Raw genomic sequence first — 20,969 nt, 5'->3', positions numbered from 1 at the left:
CTATACATTATGAAAGCAAAACACACACCCGCAGCAAACAGAAAAAATGGATTTACCGCACGTATTAATTATGGTGTGGCAATTATTTTAATCTGTATTTATGGCTTACTTGTAAGTCGCTCGATTTGGAAAAATTTACCCGATTGGTCGGCGTTCAACCTTTATAATTGGAAGAATAGGCGTATCAGAATATGGGATGTTCTGTTAGAAAACGAAGGAGAACTAACATTTTTTATTTTAGTCGGTGGCATAATACTATGCTTTATATTTTGGTTAATGTTTGCTTCTAAACTCGCAGTTGTTAGGCTTCGGTGGTTTAGAAATGCAAAATATTTTATTCCTCTTTTATGCTTGCTTTATTTCTTTTTCTTCTACGGTTTTTACTTTGAAAAGTTGCCAAATGAAATAGCAATACCCGTATATATAGCAGCAGCCTTAATAGCTATAATACATTTTGGAGGCGTGTACCTTATCAGCCAAAACAAAATTAAAAGCAGAAAATTTTATACAATAAACAACATTAATGTTTTCATCTTATTTGGCGTTTTACATTATTTATATCCTTCTAAATACATTTGGTATTTATTCTGGATGATTCTAGTTCCAGTCATCATTCTATATTTTAAAAACCTCATTTTAATTTCCATAGAATACATTAAAGAAACTGGTATTTATCAGCGGTGGTTTACCACTTCACATGAAGGTGTCACAGCAAGATGGGGCGGTTTTAATAGTTTTTTTAAAAAGGATATTGGGGCTTGGTTTTTTAAAAATAGAAACCGCATTTGGTTTAGTGCAGAGAGTACCATTTTTTACGGCAGAACCTTATTTGAAAATGATTTTCAATTTAGGGGAAGGAATATTGGCGTAAAAAACCAATGGCATCATATTTTGGTTGCAGGAACAAGGGGTGGAAAATCCGTTGATGTAATTTACACCAATGTATTGAACTATTCAGGGGGTATTATCGCTTTAGACCCCAAAGGCGAAATTACTCAAGTGGTATGGAAACGAAGAAGCAAACAACGCCCGTTTTTCGTTATTGACCCTTTTAATGTGGTTATCGGTAAGAAAAATTCAGGTGTAACTTTAAGAAATTCACATTGGAATCCGCTTGATGAGATTGATGTTGAACATATTGAAGCCCGTGAGCATATAAAGACATTGGCGGAAGCCTGTATTGAAAAATCAGATAATGAAAAAGGAAATACGGCACACTTTAGGGAAACCGCACAAATCGTATTACGCGGGGTTATCGCCTATGTTCTATCAGACCCTTTTTTAAAGGACGAGCAACGCCATTTAGGAACAGTTTTTAATTTTATCAAGTACGGCGAAGCCGAACCAACAGAATTTAGCCCTTTAAAAATTGATGCCTTTATCAAAACCGCATTAACTACCAATAACGCTGTGAATGGTGCAGCAAAAGAAGCCGCAAGCGTTTTGACTACAGCAGGGGCTAAAGCTGAAAAAGGGGCAATTCTCACGACACTAACTAGAGGAATTGATTGGATAAATTCGCCATCTATACAAAAAATAATATGCCATAAAAGCGATTTTAGTTTGGCTGATGCCAAAACAAAAGAAGCTAGTATTTTTCTAATATTACCCGAAGAACATTTGGAAAAATTCAGCCGTCTTACCGCTAGTTTTTTTACAACTGGGCTGAATAAATGCAGTACCCATGTAACGCCCCAACCCAAAGGCTCTAAACGCAGGGTTTTGTTTCTTATGGAGGAATTTAGCAAGCTAGGTTACTTTGCGCCGGCAGCTAGAAAAATAACCATTGCAGCCAGTAGTCATATTAAATTTTGGTTCATTCTTCAGAATATCGAACAATTGACGACCAACTATAAAAATGCTTCGGATTTTTTGGGAAGTAGTGATTTGCAAATCTTCGCTTTGGATAAAAAAGATAATAAGACTGCAAACTACATTTCAGAGATTTTAGGCAGCTATACTCTAAAAGCTAAAGAAGGCGAACGCAACTATAAATTAATGGAAGCGGTTGAAGTTGCTACCTTCTTAGATGTGGGAACAAAAAATCAATTAGTTATTCCAAGACAAGGGCATCCGTTAAAGCTAAAAAGAGTACCTTTCTTTAAGCTTTTCAAGCGAAGTCAGTATGGCAAGAACACGTATTAATTCAAACACACAAACTATGTAAAATATTCGGTTATGGGGTATTTATATTATATTCAAGGTGTCCATTCGGTAAGGGTGGAACTTGACGGACAAGGAAAATGGGATGAAGTAGAACGTTACGACTTATCGAAACAAGATTTTGTTTCTGATTGGCGTATGGCAAAGCTTATCGAAAAAGAACATTTTAAAAAAGTAAACGCCATTAATTTTTGGGAGCATATTGCAATAAACAGTTACGAAAATGTTAAGTTAAATATTGACCCCTCATTGAACCGTAGAGATTTTCAATATTTCATTACCCAAGGTTTTGCTGTTCGTTTGAGACATGACTATAGAAACAAACGTGTAACATGTGAACGTTATGACCCTTATGCACATGGATTTGTGAAAAGATGGGTTTTAATTGCTGAAATATTTAATCCCGAATTTAGTACAGAAGTAACATGTAAAAGCTTTTGGGAGTTTATAGCTAAAAGCAAATACAATGTTTTTAGTGCAAATTAATTTTTGAAGTTTACGAAAAAATGAAGCTGCATAACCTAAAGGTATGCAGCTTTTTTATTTAGCGGTTATTTTCTAAAATAAGGCAGATACAGCATGTCATATAAAACCCTAGCCCCCTCTTTCATCCATCCATTAATTTCCCTGATGTTAGATGCAATGTTTTCGTCTTTTGGCAAAACTACATCGTACAATAATACGCCCGTTTCAGTATTTAGACTTGAAAGCCCTTTGGTTTCTATTTCCTCATTTCCTATATAGAAACGACATTCAAATTTCGGTTCTTCCACATGAATTAACCGCCCTTTTCGTTCTTCCGAACTTGACGTTTTTTCTGTTAGTATATGCCAAGGTAATGGGCGTAGTTCGGGATTATTTGGGCTGTCCTGTTTCATGCTTTCTTTTGATTTAATAATACTTTTTTAAAATCAAGACGTTCAGAATTAGGGATTTTACTATGCTCCACGCTAAAAGAGGATAAATCCAATTTATCAAGATTCCTTCCTGATATTGAAATAGAAAAACCGTCTTTTACCTTCATTCTAATCATAGAATAAATGTACGGATTCCTATTTAGGTAGTGCCTGAAAAAATAGAAGAATTTACTAAGGGGCTTTACCCCTCACGCCCACAACAAAAATAAGTATAGCCGTGTTGTGGCATAAACGCCCCTGCCCGCACCTAAACGATACAGATTTTCATTGCACTTGTTACCCCCATGCTTCGCCAGCAGTTCAGGTTTTCAAGAGAAGCGGCATAGCCGTTTTCTTTAAAACCAAAACAAAAGGAACTGAAAATGACTGTTCAACTACATGCACAACCTTACGATATTTCTGCAAACGGTTTTTATTTCAATGACTATGAAACTTATAAAGCTAAAGCCGCAAGTAATAAAAATGATTATGGCGACCCCGTAGAAGAGTACGAAATACAATTTATTGATGGCTCATATCTGGATTGTGATTTTGCCAAGGCTTATGGTCTTTATCAAAACAATATCGAAGTGTTCTTTAATACCATTGAAGAATGGGAGGAACACGAAAAGGAAATTTTTATCATTGCCGTTGGGGAGTGTGGATATAGTTTCGACCCCAATACAGTAAGCCCTTCTGATTTTGAAGTAGATATTTACATTATGGATAACATGAAAGAGCTAGCCGAACAATTTATAGATGAAGGATTATTTGGAGAAATTCCCGCAGCTTTGAACAATTATATAGATTATGAAGCTATTGCGAGGGATTTAGCCGTTGACTATTCGGAAACGGTTATTGCAGGGAGAAAACTCATATATCGCTGCAATTAGTAAAGAATGCCATTTTTCCATTCAGGATAGATTTAACCAGGCGCGAAAAAGCGCATGGTTAAATCAACCAAAATTTCAAACGCGCGGGAACAGATGAAAGCGATTTTAAGAAAAATAAAATCGTTTCAACAGTTCCTTTTTGCCACCGCGCACTTTTTCGATACGGAAAGTATTCACAGACCAAAAAGTGAAAATGAATATTGCGATTTTGAAATAAAAAAAAGGTCTGCACTCGCAGACCCTTTTATATTGCTTTTCAATATTTAATAATTACTACAAATCATTTTTCGTAATACCTATTATCATTCTAATTCTCATTGTTCTTATCTTGTTCGTGCTGCGCAAAATTACGTTAAGATCCCTTCGGGGGCTTAACTTAAATCTTTGCTTGTCTCACTTCACTAAGCCCAATTAAGGTTCGCAGCTATCATAAAAACCTTTGGAATATTTCCGATACTGTTTAACAACGCCCTGCCCTATGAGCATACAATTTAATTCGTTATCATTCGGAAGAAACACACGGGCAACAATGCGTCCATATTTATCCGTATCAATCGGGATATAGGATATTCTTTTTTCTTTAGTAAGCTTTGTTAAGGCATCCGTGGCTAATTGTGCGCCCATTTCTCCTACTTCTGGAGCATCAACACCCCACAAGCGTATGGCGGGTTTCAATCCATATAAATATAAGGTATCGCCATCATGAATATAGCGCACTTTTCCAAATTTTCGTTTTGCTTGAAGTGGAAAAGTTGAAGGATTAAGCAAATGCGTAAGCAATGAAGCCAGAAAAACACTTATCCCAATAATGCAAATAGTCTGAAACATAGTATAATGAGCATTTAGGCTTATAGGTATATCAACCATTTTTCTGTCCATAAGTAAGTTATCCCCATAATTTGTGATTGCTTTAGTGGATGAAAACGGGAAAACTAAAGAACGATTCAAACTTTTGGAGAAATACAACGAAATAACAGGCAAGAAAAAAACCGCCGAAGCGGTCTTTAAAAAATCTTTATGTAGGCAATGCAACCTGAACTGAACACTCACAGCATCGCCTAATATAAAGAGCGATGCAAGGAAAAAATGATTTCTTGTAACAATTTTTTGCGACCTTAATGCAACGGTGCAATTTTCTTCCTTTTTGGAAAGGAAACACCCAATGAAACACCTTGCAGACATCGGAAACATCCGAATAATAAATGCCCCCTACTCACAAAAACAAAAGCCTGACGCGCCCAAGCGAAAATCCTTGGAACTGCAATCACCTAATTTTGGTTTTGTAAAACCCGTTCAACAGGACTTTGTGCGAAACCCTCGTTTAATGCCCATGACCCGATGCATGGTTTTAATGCTCTTGGGATGGGCAGGACAGGAACAACCTTTGGAAACTACTATGGGCATAATTGCAAAGAAGCTAGGGCGCAGTGTTCGCCAAGTGCAACGATATCTAAAGGATGCCATTGAAGAAGGTTATTTGTTTTATAGCCGTACTAAGAACCGTTGGGGCTATTATACTGGTATTAAAATTCACCTGAATTTCTTGGCTTTGAAACCTACGAAACCAAAAAAGCGCAGAAAACAGGCTACGACACATACGGCTGACACTAATAATAACTATAAATATAAAAGGAAAAATACGCCACAAGAAACAGAGTTTTTAAATAAACTGAACCTATTGGCAGTTAGAAACGGTATTACCTTAGCTCCCGATTAATATGCAATGTTCATTTTTAGCATAAAATTGACTTTCGCTAAGGCGAAAGGACTTAAATATGACTTGCTAAAAGAAAAAGAAGAAGAATTTTGTGGATGAAGGTCATAGAATAGGTGTAATTGCACCGTTCGTTCGGTAAACTGTTTCATAATCGTTTTTAAGAACGATTGGCAACCCCTTATAAAATCAGGAAAAACACCATGTATTTATCACTTGGACAGGCAGCGAAGGCAACGGGAAAAAGCAAATCAACCATTTCAAAAGCGTTGAATAGCGGTAAGATTTCCTATGTGTCCAAGGATTCAAGCGGGTTTAAAATAGACCCTGCCGAATTGTTTAGGGTGTACCCCAAGAACGAAAAAAGAAACAGTAAGGGCGAACCATTGGAAACCCCCAAGGCGAACACCGAAACACAGCACAAAATCAAAGTGTTAGAGGTGCAACTTGAAGCAGTGAATGAAAAAGTAAAAGCACTTGAAGCTGACAAGGAAGATTATAAATCACGACTGGACAAGGAAAGTGAAGAACGGTGGAAACTGTTCGCACAGCTTACACACGAACAAAAAGAAACCCCTGTAAAAAAGGGTTTTTTCGGGCGGCTATTCGGTAAATAGAACGGGCTTTACAAATCCATTTGTAAATTGTCGTTTTGGTCGCTGTCATGGTATTTAATCGGGCGAATTTCGATACGGTTCTTTTCTTTGGTTGCGACCCAAGAAGCGTTCAAATCCTCGTAACCATAAAAAGTATTACGAGCATCATATACGGCGTAGGGCAGGGCGGTAAAGTGTGCCGTGGCTTGTTCTACCGCTTCGGAAGCCTTTGAGCCTTCGGGTTCATTATCGAACCACAAGACTACATTTTGCACCGTTAAATCTTTCCTAAGATAATCCGCAGCTTGCTTTGCCATTTTCGTTGAATTGAGGATAATGGAACGCATACGGGCATCCGTTTGGTCGGTCATCATCAAATAACTTAAATAATCAAACATACCTTCAAAAACGTTTACCGTGTTCGCCTTCTCGCCGTTTCCTCGAACGTCCGCGAACCCATTGGGAGCGATAACGGTTTTCATGTATTTGTTGCGAATTGACCAACCGCCTAAATGATTTTGCATTCCAAGTCCGAAAAATTCCTTTTCCGTTTCAGTATCGAAATAGCGCACTTCCTTTAAGTGCTTTCGGGCGACCTTTTGAGAAATGCCACGCTGTTCGATATAACCCACTAAAGCGGGATTCATAACAATGCCTGATTTTCGTACTTCGTAACGGGCTTTCTTTTGCTCAAATTCGCCCGTGGAGTGCGTTCGATTGATTTGGGGGAGGGAATTACCACCGATATGGTCGGATAGCCATGTGAGCGCACCTGATACGCTTGTATTGCCGTACTGCATTACAAGGTCTATGACCGAACCACCCTCGCCAGTTCCTAAATCTTGCCAAAGGTTTTTCTTGTGATTGACTGAAAAACTAGGGGTTCTTTCCGTTCGAAAAGGGTTCTCAAACCATTGTTCCGAACCGCCCGAATGTTTGCCCAAAGCCGCATAACCCATGCTTTTCAGGACCGTTTCTAAAGGTATCTTATTGGCTTGTTCGCAGTTCACTTCAATGGTTTCCTTATTTTTCTACGAGCTGCCCAACCTTGTTTACAACTTTGTATTCCAATTTTTCAAATTCTTTGAAATGGGCAGTACCGCATTTGATTTTTAATTGTTCATCGCCACTAAGTTTTGATAAATCAACTTCGGGCGTTCCTGTATCTTTGGTTTCGGCTACGAAATAAATTTTATTGTCGTCCTGAAATACCAAAGCCCAATCTGGATTATAATTTCCAATAGGTGTTGGAATCTTAAACCAATTTGGCAATTTGAAATAGAATTTTATTTGGTCGCTTGTTTCGCAATCTTTTGCAAACCTACTTTCAACGCCTGAATCCAAGGGTATGAATTCTTCATAGATGGTTTTGGAAGTATCTGAAACATTGAATGTAAAATCATTCAAATAGACTTCCAATTCTTGCGCTTCAAACAACGCCATTTCATATTCAGAACTGCCGATATGCTCATATTTAATACCATCAATCATAATGGCGTATAACGCTCTTTTTATTTCTTGTGCAGCTAGGTCTAAGAATAATTGCGGGTTTACCAATATATCGCCAATACGCCCTGATTTACTCAAAATTTCTTGAATGGTCGAACGTGTTAATTCGGTTTTACTTTGGATATAACCCAATACATCGGGGATTTGCCACGTATGCCCTTCATAGGTTTCTAATCGTTCGCCTTTATACTCACCACCTACGCCATCGGTTTCATCCATTGTTACAGATGTTTTTATCGAGCGCAGGGCAGGGGCTTTGATTTTAGGTAAATCACTTATGACCTTTGCTGCCGATGTGATTAAATCACTTGTATTATAATCTACCCGATAGGTAGTTTTCTGTTTTAGCTTTTCCCATATTTCTAAAAATCTGGGGTCAGCTTCAAAACCTTTTCGGTATTTAATTGGGGTACGTTCTCTTTTATTTTTGATACGTCCTTGGAAAGAAACACCGCAATCATCTTCGATTTCTTTCTGTAGCGTTTTCGCAAAATCGTCATAGGCTTCATTAGCAACAACAGTTAAACGGTTGATGTTCTGGTCATAGGTTCGTTTACCATTTTGGTCAACTGCCAAACGCAAACCCCTTCCTATTTCTTGACGTTTTTTGATTTCCGATTTTGTTTCGTTTAGCGTACAAATCTGGAAAACATTGGGGTTATCCCAACCTTCACGAAGTGCAGAATGCGAAAAGATAAACCGCAACGGATTATCCAAGCTTAAAAGCTTTTCTTTATCCTTCATTATCAAGCTATACGTGTCATCATCGGCTTTGGTAACACCGCTAGTATCTTTTATTTTTCCCTTTTTATCTTGTGAAAAATAACCGTTATGAATTTGCTCGATAGGGAATTTGTCTAATTCTTTAAAAGCACTTTTCGCTACATATTCCTTGTAGATTTCTTCAAACCATTGGGCATATTTTCCATCCAAAGGATTACCGTTGCTATCGTACTGTCTATAATTTGCTACCCTATCAATAAAAAATAACGACAGGACTTTAATTCCTTTTTTGTTGTACCTTTTTTCTTTTTTTAGATGTTCCTCTACGGTTTTTCGTATTTGAAATTTCATAATTTCATCGGAAAGACCGCCTTGGCTATCCCCTTTGTATAATACTGTACCATTGGAAAGGGAGATACATTCGTTCGATGCATCTATTTCCTCAACAATGTAACCATCCGCATAAATTTCCCGTTCGTTGGAGAGGGCGTACAAGTCTTTACCGACTTCTACAGAAACCTTTTTCTTTTTAACGCCACCTTTATCATTCACATTAATAACGAGTTTGGCGGTTACTTTGGTTTTTGTTGCTCTAATGCTATCAACGGCAACAAAAGCATCGTTAAAGGCATTTTCCTCAACAATGGAATCGACCTCAATTTGTTTTACCAAGCCCAAATCATAGGCTTTTACAGGGTTTAGGCTATACGTTAAATTGTACTGGTTTTTATGTGTTGCAGAATAGCGAAGCGTACAAAGACCTTTTAGGTTTTCAATGGCTGCGGTTCTTTTTACCGTTTCCATGTTTTGCGGTTCATCCACAATAACAAACGGATTTACCGCTTGAATAAATTGGACAGGCTTGCGCCCGTTCAGCTTATCGTTTGGCTTATTGATGATATTTTCATCCTTGGCAAAGGAATCAATATTAATAACTAAAACCTCAATGGTATTGGTGATAGCGAAGCCCCTTAGTGTAGAAGGTTTTCCGCTATCATAGACCTGAAAATTAATAGGCACATTGTCGTATAAATTTTGAAAATGTTCGTGAGTGATTTCCAAGTTCTTTAAAACACCCTCACGAATGGCAATCGAAGGCACAACAATCACAAACTTCTTAAAGCCGTAAAGCTTATTAAGTTCATAAATGGTACGAAGATAAACGTATGTTTTCCCCGTTCCCGTTTCCATTTCTATGGAAAAATTCATCCCATCCAATTTGGTGGATTTTTCAACTTCATTTGTTTCTTGGATGCTTTGTAAATTGGTCAGTATTTGACCTTCGGATAGTATCAGTTTATTGCCAACCCCTACGATAGAATGTAGTTCGCCCTGTATGTCAAAATCGTATTCCAGTAAGGAATCATCCGAAGGCTGCCCCTCAAATAAATCCGTAACGGATTTAATGGCATCTTGTTGAAATTGTAGATTGGCTTCAAAATGTATCTTCATGGCTTATATTGTCTTAAATTCAATGCCTGAATCCTTCATTTGTAAAACCGTATTAGTTTTTAACTGGTCATTGTTTTTGAATAATTTATCCAAGGCGATAACCTTTTGGGGCTGTTCTTTTAAAACCGCATCGACGATTTTTTTATCTGCTTTCTCGAGTATAAAAATCAATTCATTGTTATTAATCGAATAGTAATTTTCTTTATGTTCAATCTTACTATTGAGGTCTTTACCACTTTTTAAGAGCAGTTCGTAAACCATGTTTTCAACTGTGGCGTTTTTGGAAACGGGGTCAACGAATAATTTCATTTGTGCTTCTAATGCTTTTGCATCCTTACCCTTAATTTGCTGCCATTGTTTAAAATTGCTATCGGCAAGTTTTAAGACTTTGAAACCTAAATCTCCTTTAAAATCTGGAAATTTTTTTCGATATTTTTCGGAGGCTCTCGTTAAGCGTTCTTTAGAAATTTCCGCATAATTGAGAGGTCTTTTGAGAGACTTTAGTAAACTAATAGCTGCTTTATGTTCTTTCTTATTTTCTTCAAGCAATTCTGGCAGTTGAATTAATATGAATTGAATTTCTTTTTCCTTTTCACATATAAATTCATAAGCGGCATGACCAAATGAACCTGAACCTGCAAAAAAATCTAAAGCAATATATTTTTTATCGTCGGTATGTGTTAGTTGAACTGCTCTTTTTAGTGTACCTATTGGTTTTGGTTTAGGGTAAACCTCTTTTTCAAAACCTAAGTCCATGAACTGTTCGGTTCCTCTTTCGCTATTAACATCTTTAAATGTCCAGCTTGTCGTTGATTTTACTGGCTTTCTGCCTTCTAAATAATCCATCTCAAAAACACCCCATATTTTTCTATTAGGCATATATCGAGCAAATAATTGAGAAATATCTCTTTTAGCTGTGTTAAAACCCCATCTGTACCTACCTTCCTTGCCATCCTCCCTTAGAGGAACAATTTCTCTCCATTCTTGTAAATTTTGTCGGTCTTTGAAAACTTTTAATTCATTAGTTTTTTCATTATGATAGAAGTAGTAAAACATATCTTCTCTATCTTCTCGTAAATCCGCATCACCAGTTTTTCGCAAATCAATTTCACGATACTTTTTACCGTTTACGTCAACCTTATTATATCTTTTAGTGATTTTTTCTTCTGGTTCAAAACCCGAAATTGCAACTTCATTTATATTTTTCGCAGCGACAATTAGGTATTCATGAGAAGTAGCGAAATAAGCGTCATCAGACCTTCCTTTAGGATTGTTCACATTGGCTATTACTGCTAGAAGATTTTCCTCTCCAAAGACCTCTTTTATAACATGGACGAGATTATCCATTTCATTGTAGTCTATAGAAATAAATATAGCTCCATCTTGTCTGAGTAGGTTTTTAGCCAAAAACAAGCGGGGATACATCATATTTAACCAATTACTATGGTATTGCCCGTTTTCCTTGCTGTTTTTCTTAAACATACCATCTTTGGTCATGTAACCTTCTTCGTCTTTATCGCCTACACGTTTTTCGTATTCTTCTTTGGTTTCAGAAAACTTATCGGGATAAATAAAAGAGTCATTACCTGTATTATATGGCGGGTCTATATAAATCATTTTCACTTTTCCGAAGTAACTTTTTTGAAGTACTTTAAGAACTTCTAAGTTTTCGCCCTCAATAAAAATATTCTTGGTTTCATTAAAGTTTATAGACTCGTCTTTTGCGGGAACTAACGTACTCGTAGTAGGGGCTTGCAGAACTTTAAAGGCTTCACTTTTTCCTGCCCAGTTCAATACGTAGCGTTCATTGGTGAAGTTTATATCTTCCCCAAGAGCAGCTTTTAGTTTTTCCCAATCAATCTTACCTTCTGCAAAAGCTTCGGGTAGCACTTCACGTAATGCATTAAGTTTTTGTTCCTGTGGGGTTTGGCTATTTCCGTCCATACTACTTACTGTCCGTTGGTTAATTTAGTTCTGTATTGGTTAAAATAGAGAAGTTTATCAAATATCATAACTATTTTTTCAAATAACTAGAGATTGCAGAATAAAGAGTAAATGTTTTAGGTATGTTTTAGGAAGGTAATAAAAAAAGCCTCTCAGTTTCCTGAAAGGCTTGATTTAACTAGTAGCGGGGACTGGACTCGAACCAGCGACCTTCGGGTTATGAGCCCGACGAGCTACCTACTGCTCTACCCCGCGATATGGGTTTTTATCTCACTTGTCTTGCGACTTCAGGTCATTAAGCTGACGAGATAAAGGTGCGCTACTATTTGTAACGGGCTGCAAATATACAATACATTTTCTCTATATTCAAAACTTATTTAAATAATATTTTTTAAGAGCAATATCTTTTAAAAAACATTAAATCCATAACTTCGGTTTTTTACAATTCTATGGATACAATTAACGACTTTATAGCCAGCGCACTACCATATACCGAGTGGCCAATGTTCCTACTATTAATAGGGGGCGGACTCTTTTTGGTTTTCTATTCAAAACTAATGCCGTATCGTTTTTTCGGTCATGCAATAGCTATTACGGCGGGTAAATATGATAATAAAGACTCAAAAGGAGATGTAAGTTCTTTTCAGGCTTTATCGGCAGCGGTTGCCGCAACAGTTGGGTTAGGTAATATATCAGGAGTTGCCATTGCAATACATGATGGTGGTCCGGGTGTTGTTTTCTGGATATGGATGACCGCTTTAATTGGTATGTGTATTAAATTTTACTCATGTAGTTTGGCAATTATGTATCGTGGTAAAGATTCTGATGGCAATTTGCAAGGCGGGCCAATGTATTACATCACCAAAGGATTAGGTGAAAGGGCTCGACCGTTAGCGATATTTTTCGCGGTTTGTGGGCTATTCGGATTTTTAGGTGTTTTCACTGCCAATCAGTTTACCGAAACATTCATGAGTGTAGTTAAACCATCATCTACATTATTTGAAATGAGTGAGGTAAATTGGAAATGGACGATAGGTATTATTCTAGCTGTCATAACTTCTTCGGTAATTTTTGGAGGGTTAAAAAATATAGCTAAAGTAGCATCTGCTATCGTGCCTTTTATGGTAGCAGTATATTTAATAGCCGTAATAGTGGTAATGGCGCTTAATTCTGAACAAATACTACCAGCCTTAAAAATGATAATTACAGAAGCTTGGAATTTTAAATCGCTAGCAACCGGCGGTTTTTGGGGGCTTGTTATTATTGGGGTACGTAGAGCAATGTTTTCTAACGAGGCTGGTTTGGGTAGTGCACCAATGTATCATGGGCAATCTAAAAATGATGAACCTATTCGAGAGGGTCTTGTAGCCATGCTGGGTCCGTTTATCGATACCATATTGGTATGTACGCTTACGGCAATCGTTATCATATTAAGTGGAGCATATTTGGAAGATTCTAGTGGTATAGTAATGACTTTGTCCGCTTTCGAAAAAACCTTGTTTGGTTGGGGCGATGTGCTGCTAATGGTTATTGTAACTGCTTTTGCATTATCTACCTTGTTTACCTATTCTTATTACGGTGTAAAATCATTGTCATTCTTGACAAATGCCAAAATAGGAAAGTTTTACAACTGGTATTTTGTAATTATGATTGTCTTTGCAGCAGTTGCGTCATTGGAGTTGGTGAAGAATTTAATTGATTTGTCATACGCACTAATGGTGATACCTAATATGATTGCCGTACTTTTGTTGGCTCCAAAGGTGAATAAAGAAGCAAAGAAATACTTTCAGAAGTTAAAGGGTGAGCACTGATAATTTTGAACATGAGTTTTTTGGTATTGGTATCCAAAACGGAAAAACGCCTGAGAATTTGGGTGTTTTGTGGCGAACGGCACAAAATCTTGGAGCCAGTTTTATCTTCACTATTGGTAATAGATATGCCAAACAAGCAAGTGATACGCACCATGCGGTGAAGGCTATGCCTTATTTTCATTATGAAACGTTTGATGCGTTCTATGATAATTTGCCGAAAGGTGCTATGCTAGTTGGCGTAGAAATGAAAGAAGGTGCGGTAGACTTGGAAACATTTGAGCATCCTAGAAGATGTGTATATTTACTTGGGGCAGAGGATCACGGACTGTCCAATAAAGCTTGTGAAAAATCGCACCATTTGGTTCGTTTTAAATCGGTTAAAAGCCTTAATGTGGCAGTAGCCGGTAGTATTGTTATGTATGATAGAAATCTATCAAAACCGCGTTTACGTTAAAAGATAAAACTATGGGAGATCATAAATCCGGATTTGTAAATATAATTGGCAATCCTAATGTAGGTAAGTCAACATTGATGAATGCTTTTGTGGGTGAAAAATTATCCATAATTACATCAAAGGCACAAACTACTAGACATCGTATTCTGGGTATTGTGAATGGGGATGATTTTCAAATGATTCTGTCCGATACTCCTGGTATCATTAAACCGGCATATCAGCTTCAAAGCAGTATGATGGATTTTGTTAAATCTGCTTTTGAAGATGCCGATGTTCTTTTGTATATGGTAGAAATAGGAGAGAAAGCGTTAAAAGATGAAGCCTTCTTCGAAAAGATAAAGAATAGTAAAATTCCCGTATTGTTATTATTGAATAAAGTGGATACCGCTACACAAGAGTTGCTAGAAGAGCAAGTTCAGTATTGGCAAGAAATGTTGCCGAGTGTAGAATTGCATCCTATTTCTGCATTATCCAATTTTAATATAAAAGGCGTATTCGAACGTATTATCGAATTATTGCCGATGTCACCTGCTTATTATCCTAAAGACCAATTAACCGATAAGCCAGAACGTTTCTTTGTAAATGAGACTATTCGCGAGAAAATCTTACTGAACTACAAGAAAGAAATTCCGTATTCAGTAGAAATTGAAACTGAAGAGTTTTTTGAAGATGAAGAAATCATTCGCATGCGTTCGGTAATTATGGTCGAAAGAGATTCTCAAAAAGGGATTATTATTGGTCATAAAGGGGCAGCATTGAAAAAAGTAGGTGTAGAATCAAGAAAAGACCTAGAAAAATTCTTCGGTAAGCAAGTGCATATAGAACTGTATGTAAAAGTGAATAAAAATTGGCGAAGTGATGCCAAGCAGTTAAGGCGATTCGGATATAATAAATAACCTAATTTAGATTTTAAGCTGATTATCGTTTATCCATTCAAGTTTTCAGTTTTTAAATAATTTTCATTTTTTAAATATAGCTTAAGTATCAATAAGTTGCCATTTTTAAAGAATAAGGTTTTGACTTTTTTTAATAATTTATTGACTCAAATTGAGTTTTAATTCTTCCTTTCAAAAAGAATAGATTACATTTGAATTATCGATTAAGTGTATTAAAACCCCGATGAAATGCAAAATGTGATTATTTTTGGAGCTTCAGGTCATGGAAGTGTTGTTTTGGATTGTCTTGAAAAAGAGGGTAAATACAATGTTGTTGGCTTTGTAGACTCTTATAAATCAAAAGGATATAGAATAAATGGTTATCAAGTTCTGGGTAGTGAAATTGATTTACCATACTTAATAAATCGATTTAATGTTTCTGGCGGTATAGTTGCCATTGGTGATAATTGGACAAGAAAATTAATTGTAGATAAAATATCTAAAGTAGTTCCGAATTTTAATTTCATAAACACCATTCACCCAAAGGCGATTCTAGGTAAAGATGTTTTGCTGGGTTGCGGTAATGTATTTATGCCAGGGGCTATAGTAAATGCCAATTCAATAATTCATGATTTTTGTATCATTAATACCAATTCATCTTTAGGTCATGATGGTATTATGGATTCATATTCAAGTTTAGCCCCATCGGTTTGTGCGGGAGGTGGTTTAAAACTTGGACGATTTTCTGCAATTAGTTTAGGTGTCAATATTATTAATGGAATTGAAATTGGTGAACATGCAGTTATAGGTGCTGGTTCTCTTGTGGTTGATCATTTCGGCGATAAGATTGTGGTTTATGGTTCACCTGCTAGAATTATTCGAAATAGAACTATCGGCGAGCCGTACTTGTCAACCCCTAAAAAACAATATTTTACCGAATTAAAGTCCCTAGATAAGGTACAATCAAATCTCTCTATTTAACTTATAGTGTAATTGCGACTATAAGTACTACCTTTGCGCCAAATTTAAGCTATGAGTGCTATTGTTGCCATTGTAGGAAGACCTAATGTAGGTAAGTCTACTTTTTTTAATCGTTTGATACAGAGACGTGAAGCTATTGTTGACGCAGTAAGTGGTGTTACGCGGGATCGTCATTATGGAAAAAGTGATTGGAACGGCAAAGAATTTTCGGTTATTGATACAGGTGGGTATGTTGTTGGTAGTGATGATGTTTTCGAAAAAGAGATCGATAAGCAAGTAGAGCTAGCAATTGAAGAAGCCGATGCCATAATTTTTATGGTAGATGTGGAGACCGGTGTTACCGGTATGGATGAAGATGTTGCGAAGTTACTTCGAAGAGTTAAAAAGCCTGTTTTTTTAGCGATTAATAAAGTTGATAATGCGAAACGTGCAGAAGACGCCGTTGAATTTTATTCTTTAGGATTAGGAGAATATTATACGCTTTCAAGTATGAATGGTGGTGGTACCGGAGAATTATTAGATGCTCTAGTTCAAGAATTGCCAGATGTAGTTGAAGAAAAAAGTGAATTACCAAGATTCGCTGTAGTAGGTAGGCCAAATGCAGGTAAATCTTCTTTTATAAATGCACTAATTGGTGAAGATCGATATATCGTTACCGATATCGCAGGTACAACTAGAGATAGTATTGATACGAAGTACAATAGATTCGGCTTTGAATTTAACTTGGTAGATACGGCCGGTATTCGTCGTAAGGCGAAGGTGAAGGAAGATTTGGAGTTTTATTCAGTAATGCGTTCAGTAAGAGCAATCGAACATTGCGATGTTTGTATTTTACTTTTAGATGCAACTAGAGGTTTCGATGGGCAGGTAGAGAACATATTTTGGCTAGCTCAACGTAACCATAAGGGTATTGTTATTCTTGTGAATAAATGGGATTTGGTAGAGGATAAAGAAACCAATACCATAAAGCATTATACTGAAAAAATTAAAAAGGCTATTGAGCCGTTTGTAGATGTACCAATTCTTTTTATATCTGTATTGACAAAACAGCGTATTTTCAAAGCCATAGAAACTGCTGTTGAAGTTTACAATAATAGAAATAAGAAAATAATTACCAGAAAATTCAATGAGACGATGTTGCCGATAATAGAAAATTATCCGCCACCGGCATATAAAGGTAAATTCGTTAAAATTAAATTCTGTACACAGTTACCTACTCCGTATCCACAATTTGCATTCTTCTGTAACCTGCCGCAATATGTACGTGAGCCTTACAAGCGTTATCTTGAAAATAAGATACGTGAAGAATACGATTTCTCTGGGGTGCCTATTACGGTATTTATGAGAAAGAAATAGATTTTTTAAGGACTTGATATGTTAGGTTTGTTGAATAAATGCTACTCTTAGGTTAGGGATAATGAGAAATGGTCAAATATTTTGTTAAGCAGAATTATTTGATCATTTTTTTTAGTGTTAGTCGACAAACAAGAGCCCGCCCATGACCCCTCCCAAGAGGGGAATAGTTTCTGACTTGAATTAAACATTTTTGATAAGACAGCCTAAGTGACTCCTGTAGTAAAAAAAACTCTCAGTTGGTATTAAATCCACAGATATAAAGGTAATCCTCCTCTCTTGGGAGGGGATAAAGGGGTGGGTGCTACTATGATGAAGATTGTAATAAGTTCACAAACTAGAACACACCTGTAACTCCTTCCAAAAGAGCAACAGTTTTTCTGGGTTGAATTAAAAAAAATGATAAAACAGACTTATAATTTTTTGGAAACAAAGCTACCATCCACCGGAAGCGCCGCCGCCGCCAAATCCGCCTCCGCCGAAACCTCCTCCGAATCCGCCACCACCGAAGCTTCCGCCTCCGCTGCCAAATCCGCCGCTAGAACTACTAGAACGACCCATATTGCTAAGAATAATCATGTCCCAAGGACTAAGTCCTCCGCGTCTTCTTCCGCCACTACCATCATTGTCATTGTTTTTACGACTCCAAAGAATGAACAGGATAACTATAAAAATAATAAATGGTAAAAGAGATGAGAATGGAGTACCTCCGGATTCACCAAAGGTTCGGTCTTCTTGAAATTCACCGTTTAAGACTTGGAAAATTACATCAGACCCTTTATCTAGTCCGCCATAATAATTACCGACCCTAAATTCTGGGAGAATTACATTTTCAATAATCCGTTTTGAAAGGGCATCGGTAAGTGAGCCTTCCACACCGTAACCGGTGCTAATAGCAACTTTTCGGTCATTTTCTGCTAGAATCAGTAGAATGCCATTGTCTTTTCCATCTTGCCCAATTCCCCATTTTTGACCCCAATTTGCCCCAAGGTAATTAATGTCTTCACCATTGGTACTGGTAATTATTGTGACTACAATTTGTGTTGAGGTACTATCGGAATATCGAACCAATTTTTGGCTTAAAGCTACTTTTTGTTGGTCGCTTAGAAGATTGGTGTAATCGTAAACACTGGTCTGTAATGCTGGTTTTTCAGGTATTTCGAACTGACTCCATAACGGGACGCACCAGAGAAAAAGTAGTAAAAGACTAACCTTTAGATATCTCATTGCTTAATTCGTTGGTGTCATCTGATTGCCAAGGAAAATGACTTCTTAATTCTTCGCCTGCTTTTAAAACTCCGGCAACAAGACCGTCTTTAAAAGCTCCTTTTTCAAAATGTGTTTGAATGCTATTTCTAGTAGTCTGCCAAAAATCTTTAGGTACCACATTGTCAATGCCTTTATCGCCACAGATGACAAATTTCTTGTCATTAACGGCGACATAGATCAAGACTCCGTTTTCTTGTTTGGTATTATCCATTTTCAATAAATGAAATACCTCTTTAGCGCGCTCGTAATGATCTTTACGCGTATGTGCTTCAATATGTACCCTAATTTCGCCAGAGGTATTCTTTTCTGCTTTAAGAATAGCATTTACTACCTCTTGCTCTTCTGCTGCCGATAAAAGATCTTCTACTCTTGACATAGGTTATTAATCAAAATCAAAGTCAACATCTGGTGCGTTTTCAGAACCTGCATCTGCTTTATAGTAAGCTAGTTCGCTAAAGTTGAAAATACCTGCCAAAATAGAATTCGGGAATTTTTTAATGTGAAGGTTATAAGGTTCAACGGTAGCGTTAAATCTATCTCTTGCAACATTTATTCTGTTCTCTGTACCTTCTAATTGTGATTGAAGCTCTAGAAAGTTCTGGTTTGCTTTTAGGTCAGGGTAACGTTCAACGGTAACCAACAACCTACTCAGTGCACTACTAAGTCCGCTTTGGGCTTGATTGAACTGTGTTAATTGCTCAGGTGTAATATTAGATGGATCAATACTGACCGACGTTGCTTTTGCTCTAGCTTCGATAACATCTGTCAACGTTCCTCTTTCAAAATCTGCGGCACCTTGTACTGTTTTAACAAGGTTACCTATTAAATCGTTTCTACGTTGGTAGGCACTTTCTACGTTTGCCCATGTTTTGGTAGATGTTTCTTTTAAAGCAATAGCAGTATTGTTGAAGCCTACGCCCCATTGGTATAGTCCAAATGCTATGACAGCGATAACGATTAATGCAATAAGTCCTTTTTTCATAATGGTTGTGTTATAATTGGTCTTTAATTTTATTGAGTTCTGCTTTAACACGTTCTAATTTTTGAATGATTTCAAAATTAGACAACGTTTTCTGCTTTTCTTCTTTTAAGTGGGTTTTGGCGCCGTCGAGAGTAAAACCTCTTTCTTTTACCAAATGATATATTAACTGAAGGTTTTTAATGTCTTGAGGGGTGAATTTTCTATTTCCTTTTGCATTTTTCTTAGGTTGAAGCACGTCGAATTCTTTCTCCCAAAAACGAATTAGTGAAGCGTTTACGCCAAAGGCATTGGCAACTTCGCCAATACCATAATATCTTTTTTCTGGGAGATCTATCTGCATTAATCCAATGATTGGTTTTCTTGATTCGCGAATTTCAACATGTTTTCAAATTCTTCTGGCGATAAACTTCCATAATAGAAATTGATGGGGTTTATTCTGTCATTTTCTTTCCACACCTCGTAATGTAGATGCGGTGCTTCTGAACGACCTGTACTTCCTACAAAACCTATAAGATCGCCTCGTTTAACTTTTTGTCCTGGTTTAACATTATACTCACTTAAGTGGGCATAAAGACTCAAGTAACCATATCCATGTTCAATACGAATATGCTTACCATAACCAGAAGAATTATTATCTGCACGCGTTATTTTACCATCACCTGCAGCATAAATAGGAGTGCCTTTTGGTGCTGTAAAATCCATACCATAATGCATTTTTCTAGCCTTTGTGAATGGATCTGAACGCCAGCCGTAACCAGAAGCCATGCGAGTAAGGTCTTCGTTATTTATGGGCTGAATGGCAGGTATTGACATTAATAATTTTTCCTTCTCTTCTGCCAATTTAGTGATCTCATCTAACGATTTAGATTGAATGGCCATTTGCTTTTTTATGATATCTAGCCTTTTTGTCGTAGAGACGATCATTTCAGAATTATTGAATCCCTCTAATGATTTATAGCGATTAATACCACCAAAACCTGCTTTACGTTGTTCGTCTGGTATCGGGTTAGCTTCAAAATATAAACGGTAAATATTATTGTCTCGTTCTTCGATATTGCCTAGAACTTCTTCAATTTGTTCCATTTTCTTATTCAATAACTCGTACTGTAGTTCGTAATTTTTTACTTCTCGAGATAAAGAAAGTTCCCTTGGGGTATTAACAAGATTGGTGTTTAAAAGAAGAATAAGACCTAAAAAACCAAAAAGGCATGCGCCCAAAATAAAGAATGTTATATTTCTATAACGCTTAGATTTTTCGGGTTCTATTTTACGGTACGACAGCGTGTCTGGGTCGTAATAGTATTTTACCTTAGACATGAATGTTATTTATCCTATTTTTGTTTTTTAATTATTA

The 20,969-nt window shown here is 36.8% G+C and carries 21 protein-coding genes and 1 tRNA gene; 10 read left to right on the top strand and 12 right to left on the bottom strand.

Annotation, left to right across the window (positions count from 1 at the left end):
• Positions 1-9 precede the first annotated feature (9 nt).
• On the top strand, positions 10-2,145 hold the full coding sequence (locus CLV90_RS13525; RefSeq protein ID WP_133688045.1) for a type IV secretory system conjugative DNA transfer family protein: 2,136 nt from the start codon (positions 10-12) through the stop codon (positions 2,143-2,145).
• A gap of 33 nt (positions 2,146-2,178) precedes the next feature.
• Entirely contained in the window at positions 2,179-2,649 is a 471-nt protein-coding gene (locus CLV90_RS13520) for a hypothetical protein (protein WP_133688044.1), read from the top strand.
• 65 nt (positions 2,650-2,714) lie between these two features.
• Here CLV90_RS13520 and CLV90_RS13515 read toward each other — a convergent pair whose 3' ends face one another.
• Together CLV90_RS13515 and CLV90_RS19310 are read right to left on the bottom strand one after the other, a co-directional pair.
• Entirely contained in the window at positions 2,715-3,041 is a 327-nt protein-coding gene (locus tag CLV90_RS13515) for a hypothetical protein (protein ID WP_133688043.1), read from the bottom strand.
• Positions 3,038-3,187, bottom strand: coding sequence for a hypothetical protein (locus CLV90_RS19310; RefSeq protein ID WP_166638588.1), 150 nt, complete (start codon positions 3,185-3,187; stop codon positions 3,038-3,040). The genes CLV90_RS13515 and CLV90_RS19310 overlap by 4 nt, the downstream gene beginning before the upstream one ends.
• A 255-nt stretch (positions 3,188-3,442) precedes the next feature.
• On the opposite strand from CLV90_RS19310, the gene CLV90_RS13510 reads away from it, so the two are divergent.
• Complete coding sequence (locus CLV90_RS13510; protein WP_133688042.1) at positions 3,443-3,952, top strand: antirestriction protein ArdA; 510 nt, start codon at positions 3,443-3,445, stop codon at positions 3,950-3,952.
• Positions 3,953-4,363: 411 nt separating this feature from the next.
• Here CLV90_RS13510 and CLV90_RS13505 read toward each other — a convergent pair whose 3' ends face one another.
• On the bottom strand, positions 4,364-5,134 hold the full coding sequence (locus CLV90_RS13505; protein WP_166638587.1) for a thermonuclease family protein: 771 nt from the start codon (positions 5,132-5,134) through the stop codon (positions 4,364-4,366).
• A gap of 70 nt (positions 5,135-5,204) precedes the next feature.
• On the opposite strand from CLV90_RS13505, the gene CLV90_RS13500 reads away from it, so the two are divergent.
• Together CLV90_RS13500 and CLV90_RS13495 are read left to right on the top strand one after the other, a co-directional pair.
• Entirely contained in the window at positions 5,205-5,669 is a 465-nt protein-coding gene (locus CLV90_RS13500) for a helix-turn-helix domain-containing protein (protein ID WP_133688040.1), read from the top strand.
• 200 nt (positions 5,670-5,869) lie between these two features.
• Positions 5,870-6,283 (top strand): DNA-binding protein, encoded by a 414-nt coding sequence (locus tag CLV90_RS13495; RefSeq protein WP_133688039.1) that lies wholly within the window; start codon positions 5,870-5,872, stop codon positions 6,281-6,283.
• Between the two features lie 8 nt (positions 6,284-6,291).
• On the opposite strand, the gene CLV90_RS13490 is transcribed toward CLV90_RS13495, so the two are convergent.
• From CLV90_RS13490 to CLV90_RS13475, 4 genes are all read right to left on the bottom strand, one after another.
• On the bottom strand, positions 6,292-7,272 hold the full coding sequence (locus CLV90_RS13490) for a CHC2 zinc finger domain-containing protein (RefSeq protein WP_133688038.1): 981 nt from the start codon (positions 7,270-7,272) through the stop codon (positions 6,292-6,294).
• Between the two features lie 13 nt (positions 7,273-7,285).
• Positions 7,286-9,946, bottom strand: coding sequence for a restriction endonuclease (locus CLV90_RS13485; RefSeq protein WP_133688037.1), 2,661 nt, complete (start codon positions 9,944-9,946; stop codon positions 7,286-7,288).
• 3 nt (positions 9,947-9,949) lie between these two features.
• Positions 9,950-11,890, bottom strand: a complete 1,941-nt coding sequence (locus CLV90_RS13480) for a site-specific DNA-methyltransferase (protein WP_133688036.1) — start codon at positions 11,888-11,890, stop codon at positions 9,950-9,952.
• 182 nt (positions 11,891-12,072) lie between these two features.
• Positions 12,073-12,145 (bottom strand) — tRNA-Met (locus CLV90_RS13475).
• Positions 12,146-12,339: 194 nt separating this feature from the next.
• Between CLV90_RS13475 and CLV90_RS13470 the strand changes: the two genes are divergently transcribed.
• The 5 genes from CLV90_RS13470 to der all read left to right on the top strand — a co-directional run bounded on the left by CLV90_RS13470 (position 12,340) and on the right by der (position 17,367).
• Entirely contained in the window at positions 12,340-13,701 is a 1,362-nt protein-coding gene (locus CLV90_RS13470) for an alanine/glycine:cation symporter family protein (protein WP_133688035.1), read from the top strand.
• Positions 13,691-14,155 (top strand): RNA methyltransferase, encoded by a 465-nt coding sequence (locus tag CLV90_RS13465; RefSeq protein WP_133688034.1) that lies wholly within the window; start codon positions 13,691-13,693, stop codon positions 14,153-14,155. The genes CLV90_RS13470 and CLV90_RS13465 overlap by 11 nt, the downstream gene beginning before the upstream one ends.
• An 11-nt stretch (positions 14,156-14,166) precedes the next feature.
• Positions 14,167-15,051, top strand: a complete 885-nt coding sequence (era, locus tag CLV90_RS13460; protein ID WP_133688033.1) for a GTPase Era — start codon at positions 14,167-14,169, stop codon at positions 15,049-15,051.
• Between the two features lie 228 nt (positions 15,052-15,279).
• The gene (locus CLV90_RS13455; protein ID WP_133688032.1) at positions 15,280-16,011 is read left to right on the top strand and encodes a NeuD/PglB/VioB family sugar acetyltransferase; all 732 of its coding nucleotides are present in this window, start codon (positions 15,280-15,282) and stop codon (positions 16,009-16,011) included.
• A gap of 51 nt (positions 16,012-16,062) precedes the next feature.
• Complete coding sequence (gene der, locus CLV90_RS13450) at positions 16,063-17,367, top strand: ribosome biogenesis GTPase Der (RefSeq protein ID WP_133688031.1); 1,305 nt, start codon at positions 16,063-16,065, stop codon at positions 17,365-17,367.
• A gap of 432 nt (positions 17,368-17,799) precedes the next feature.
• Here der and CLV90_RS13445 read toward each other — a convergent pair whose 3' ends face one another.
• Genes CLV90_RS13445 through CLV90_RS13425 form a run of 5 tightly spaced genes read right to left on the bottom strand, consistent with a single transcriptional unit; the run spans position 17,800 to position 20,932 of the window.
• A complete protein-coding gene (locus tag CLV90_RS13445; RefSeq protein WP_133688030.1) occupies positions 17,800-18,591 on the bottom strand; it encodes a TPM domain-containing protein in 792 nt (263 codons plus the stop codon).
• Complete coding sequence (locus CLV90_RS13440; RefSeq protein ID WP_133688029.1) at positions 18,572-19,009, bottom strand: TPM domain-containing protein; 438 nt, start codon at positions 19,007-19,009, stop codon at positions 18,572-18,574. Before CLV90_RS13440 ends, CLV90_RS13445 begins: the two co-directional genes overlap by 20 nt.
• 6 nt (positions 19,010-19,015) lie before the next feature.
• Positions 19,016-19,615: a LemA family protein gene (locus CLV90_RS13435; RefSeq protein ID WP_133688028.1), complete on the bottom strand. Its 600-nt coding sequence runs from the start codon at positions 19,613-19,615 to the stop codon at positions 19,016-19,018.
• Between the two features lie 10 nt (positions 19,616-19,625).
• Entirely contained in the window at positions 19,626-19,955 is a 330-nt protein-coding gene (locus tag CLV90_RS13430; RefSeq protein WP_133688027.1) for a MerR family transcriptional regulator, read from the bottom strand.
• The gene (locus CLV90_RS13425; RefSeq protein WP_133688026.1) at positions 19,955-20,932 is read right to left on the bottom strand and encodes a M23 family metallopeptidase; all 978 of its coding nucleotides are present in this window, start codon (positions 20,930-20,932) and stop codon (positions 19,955-19,957) included. The genes CLV90_RS13430 and CLV90_RS13425 overlap by 1 nt, the downstream gene beginning before the upstream one ends.
• Positions 20,933-20,969 lie beyond the last annotated feature (37 nt).

Origin of the sequence: Maribacter spongiicola, assembly GCF_004364165.1 — a bacterium.
In the GTDB taxonomy this organism is placed as follows: Bacteria; Bacteroidota; Bacteroidia; order Flavobacteriales; family Flavobacteriaceae; genus Maribacter; species Maribacter spongiicola.
Note: the sequence above shows the minus strand (reverse complement) of the source record. Positions and strands in the feature narration are given on the sequence as shown.

Bases quoted from the DNA above. Each gene is read 5' to 3' on its own strand.
- der (WP_133688031.1), top strand. From the start codon at position 16,063: ATGAGTGCTATTGTTGCCATTGTAGGAAGACCTAATGTAGGTAAGTCT.
- CLV90_RS13495 (WP_133688039.1), top strand. From the start codon at position 5,870: ATGTATTTATCACTTGGACAGGCAGCGAAGGCAACGGGAAAAAGCAAA.
- CLV90_RS13435 (WP_133688028.1), bottom strand. From the start codon at position 19,615: ATGAAAAAAGGACTTATTGCATTAATCGTTATCGCTGTCATAGCATTT.
- CLV90_RS13520 (WP_133688044.1), top strand. From the start codon at position 2,179: ATGGGGTATTTATATTATATTCAAGGTGTCCATTCGGTAAGGGTGGAA.
- CLV90_RS13525 (WP_133688045.1), top strand. From the start codon at position 10: ATGAAAGCAAAACACACACCCGCAGCAAACAGAAAAAATGGATTTACC.
- CLV90_RS13445 (WP_133688030.1), bottom strand. From the start codon at position 18,591: ATGAGATATCTAAAGGTTAGTCTTTTACTACTTTTTCTCTGGTGCGTC.
- CLV90_RS19310 (WP_166638588.1), bottom strand. From the start codon at position 3,187: ATGAAGGTAAAAGACGGTTTTTCTATTTCAATATCAGGAAGGAATCTT.
- CLV90_RS13430 (WP_133688027.1), bottom strand. From the start codon at position 19,955: ATGCAGATAGATCTCCCAGAAAAAAGATATTATGGTATTGGCGAAGTT.
- CLV90_RS13485 (WP_133688037.1), bottom strand. From the start codon at position 9,946: ATGAAGATACATTTTGAAGCCAATCTACAATTTCAACAAGATGCCATT.
- CLV90_RS13505 (WP_166638587.1), bottom strand. From the start codon at position 5,134: ATGTCTGCAAGGTGTTTCATTGGGTGTTTCCTTTCCAAAAAGGAAGAA.
- CLV90_RS13455 (WP_133688032.1), top strand. From the start codon at position 15,280: ATGCAAAATGTGATTATTTTTGGAGCTTCAGGTCATGGAAGTGTTGTT.
- CLV90_RS13470 (WP_133688035.1), top strand. From the start codon at position 12,340: ATGGATACAATTAACGACTTTATAGCCAGCGCACTACCATATACCGAG.
- CLV90_RS13425 (WP_133688026.1), bottom strand. From the start codon at position 20,932: ATGTCTAAGGTAAAATACTATTACGACCCAGACACGCTGTCGTACCGT.
- CLV90_RS13440 (WP_133688029.1), bottom strand. From the start codon at position 19,009: ATGTCAAGAGTAGAAGATCTTTTATCGGCAGCAGAAGAGCAAGAGGTA.
- era (WP_133688033.1), top strand. From the start codon at position 14,167: ATGGGAGATCATAAATCCGGATTTGTAAATATAATTGGCAATCCTAAT.
- CLV90_RS13480 (WP_133688036.1), bottom strand. From the start codon at position 11,890: ATGGACGGAAATAGCCAAACCCCACAGGAACAAAAACTTAATGCATTA.
- CLV90_RS13510 (WP_133688042.1), top strand. From the start codon at position 3,443: ATGACTGTTCAACTACATGCACAACCTTACGATATTTCTGCAAACGGT.
- CLV90_RS13515 (WP_133688043.1), bottom strand. From the start codon at position 3,041: ATGAAACAGGACAGCCCAAATAATCCCGAACTACGCCCATTACCTTGG.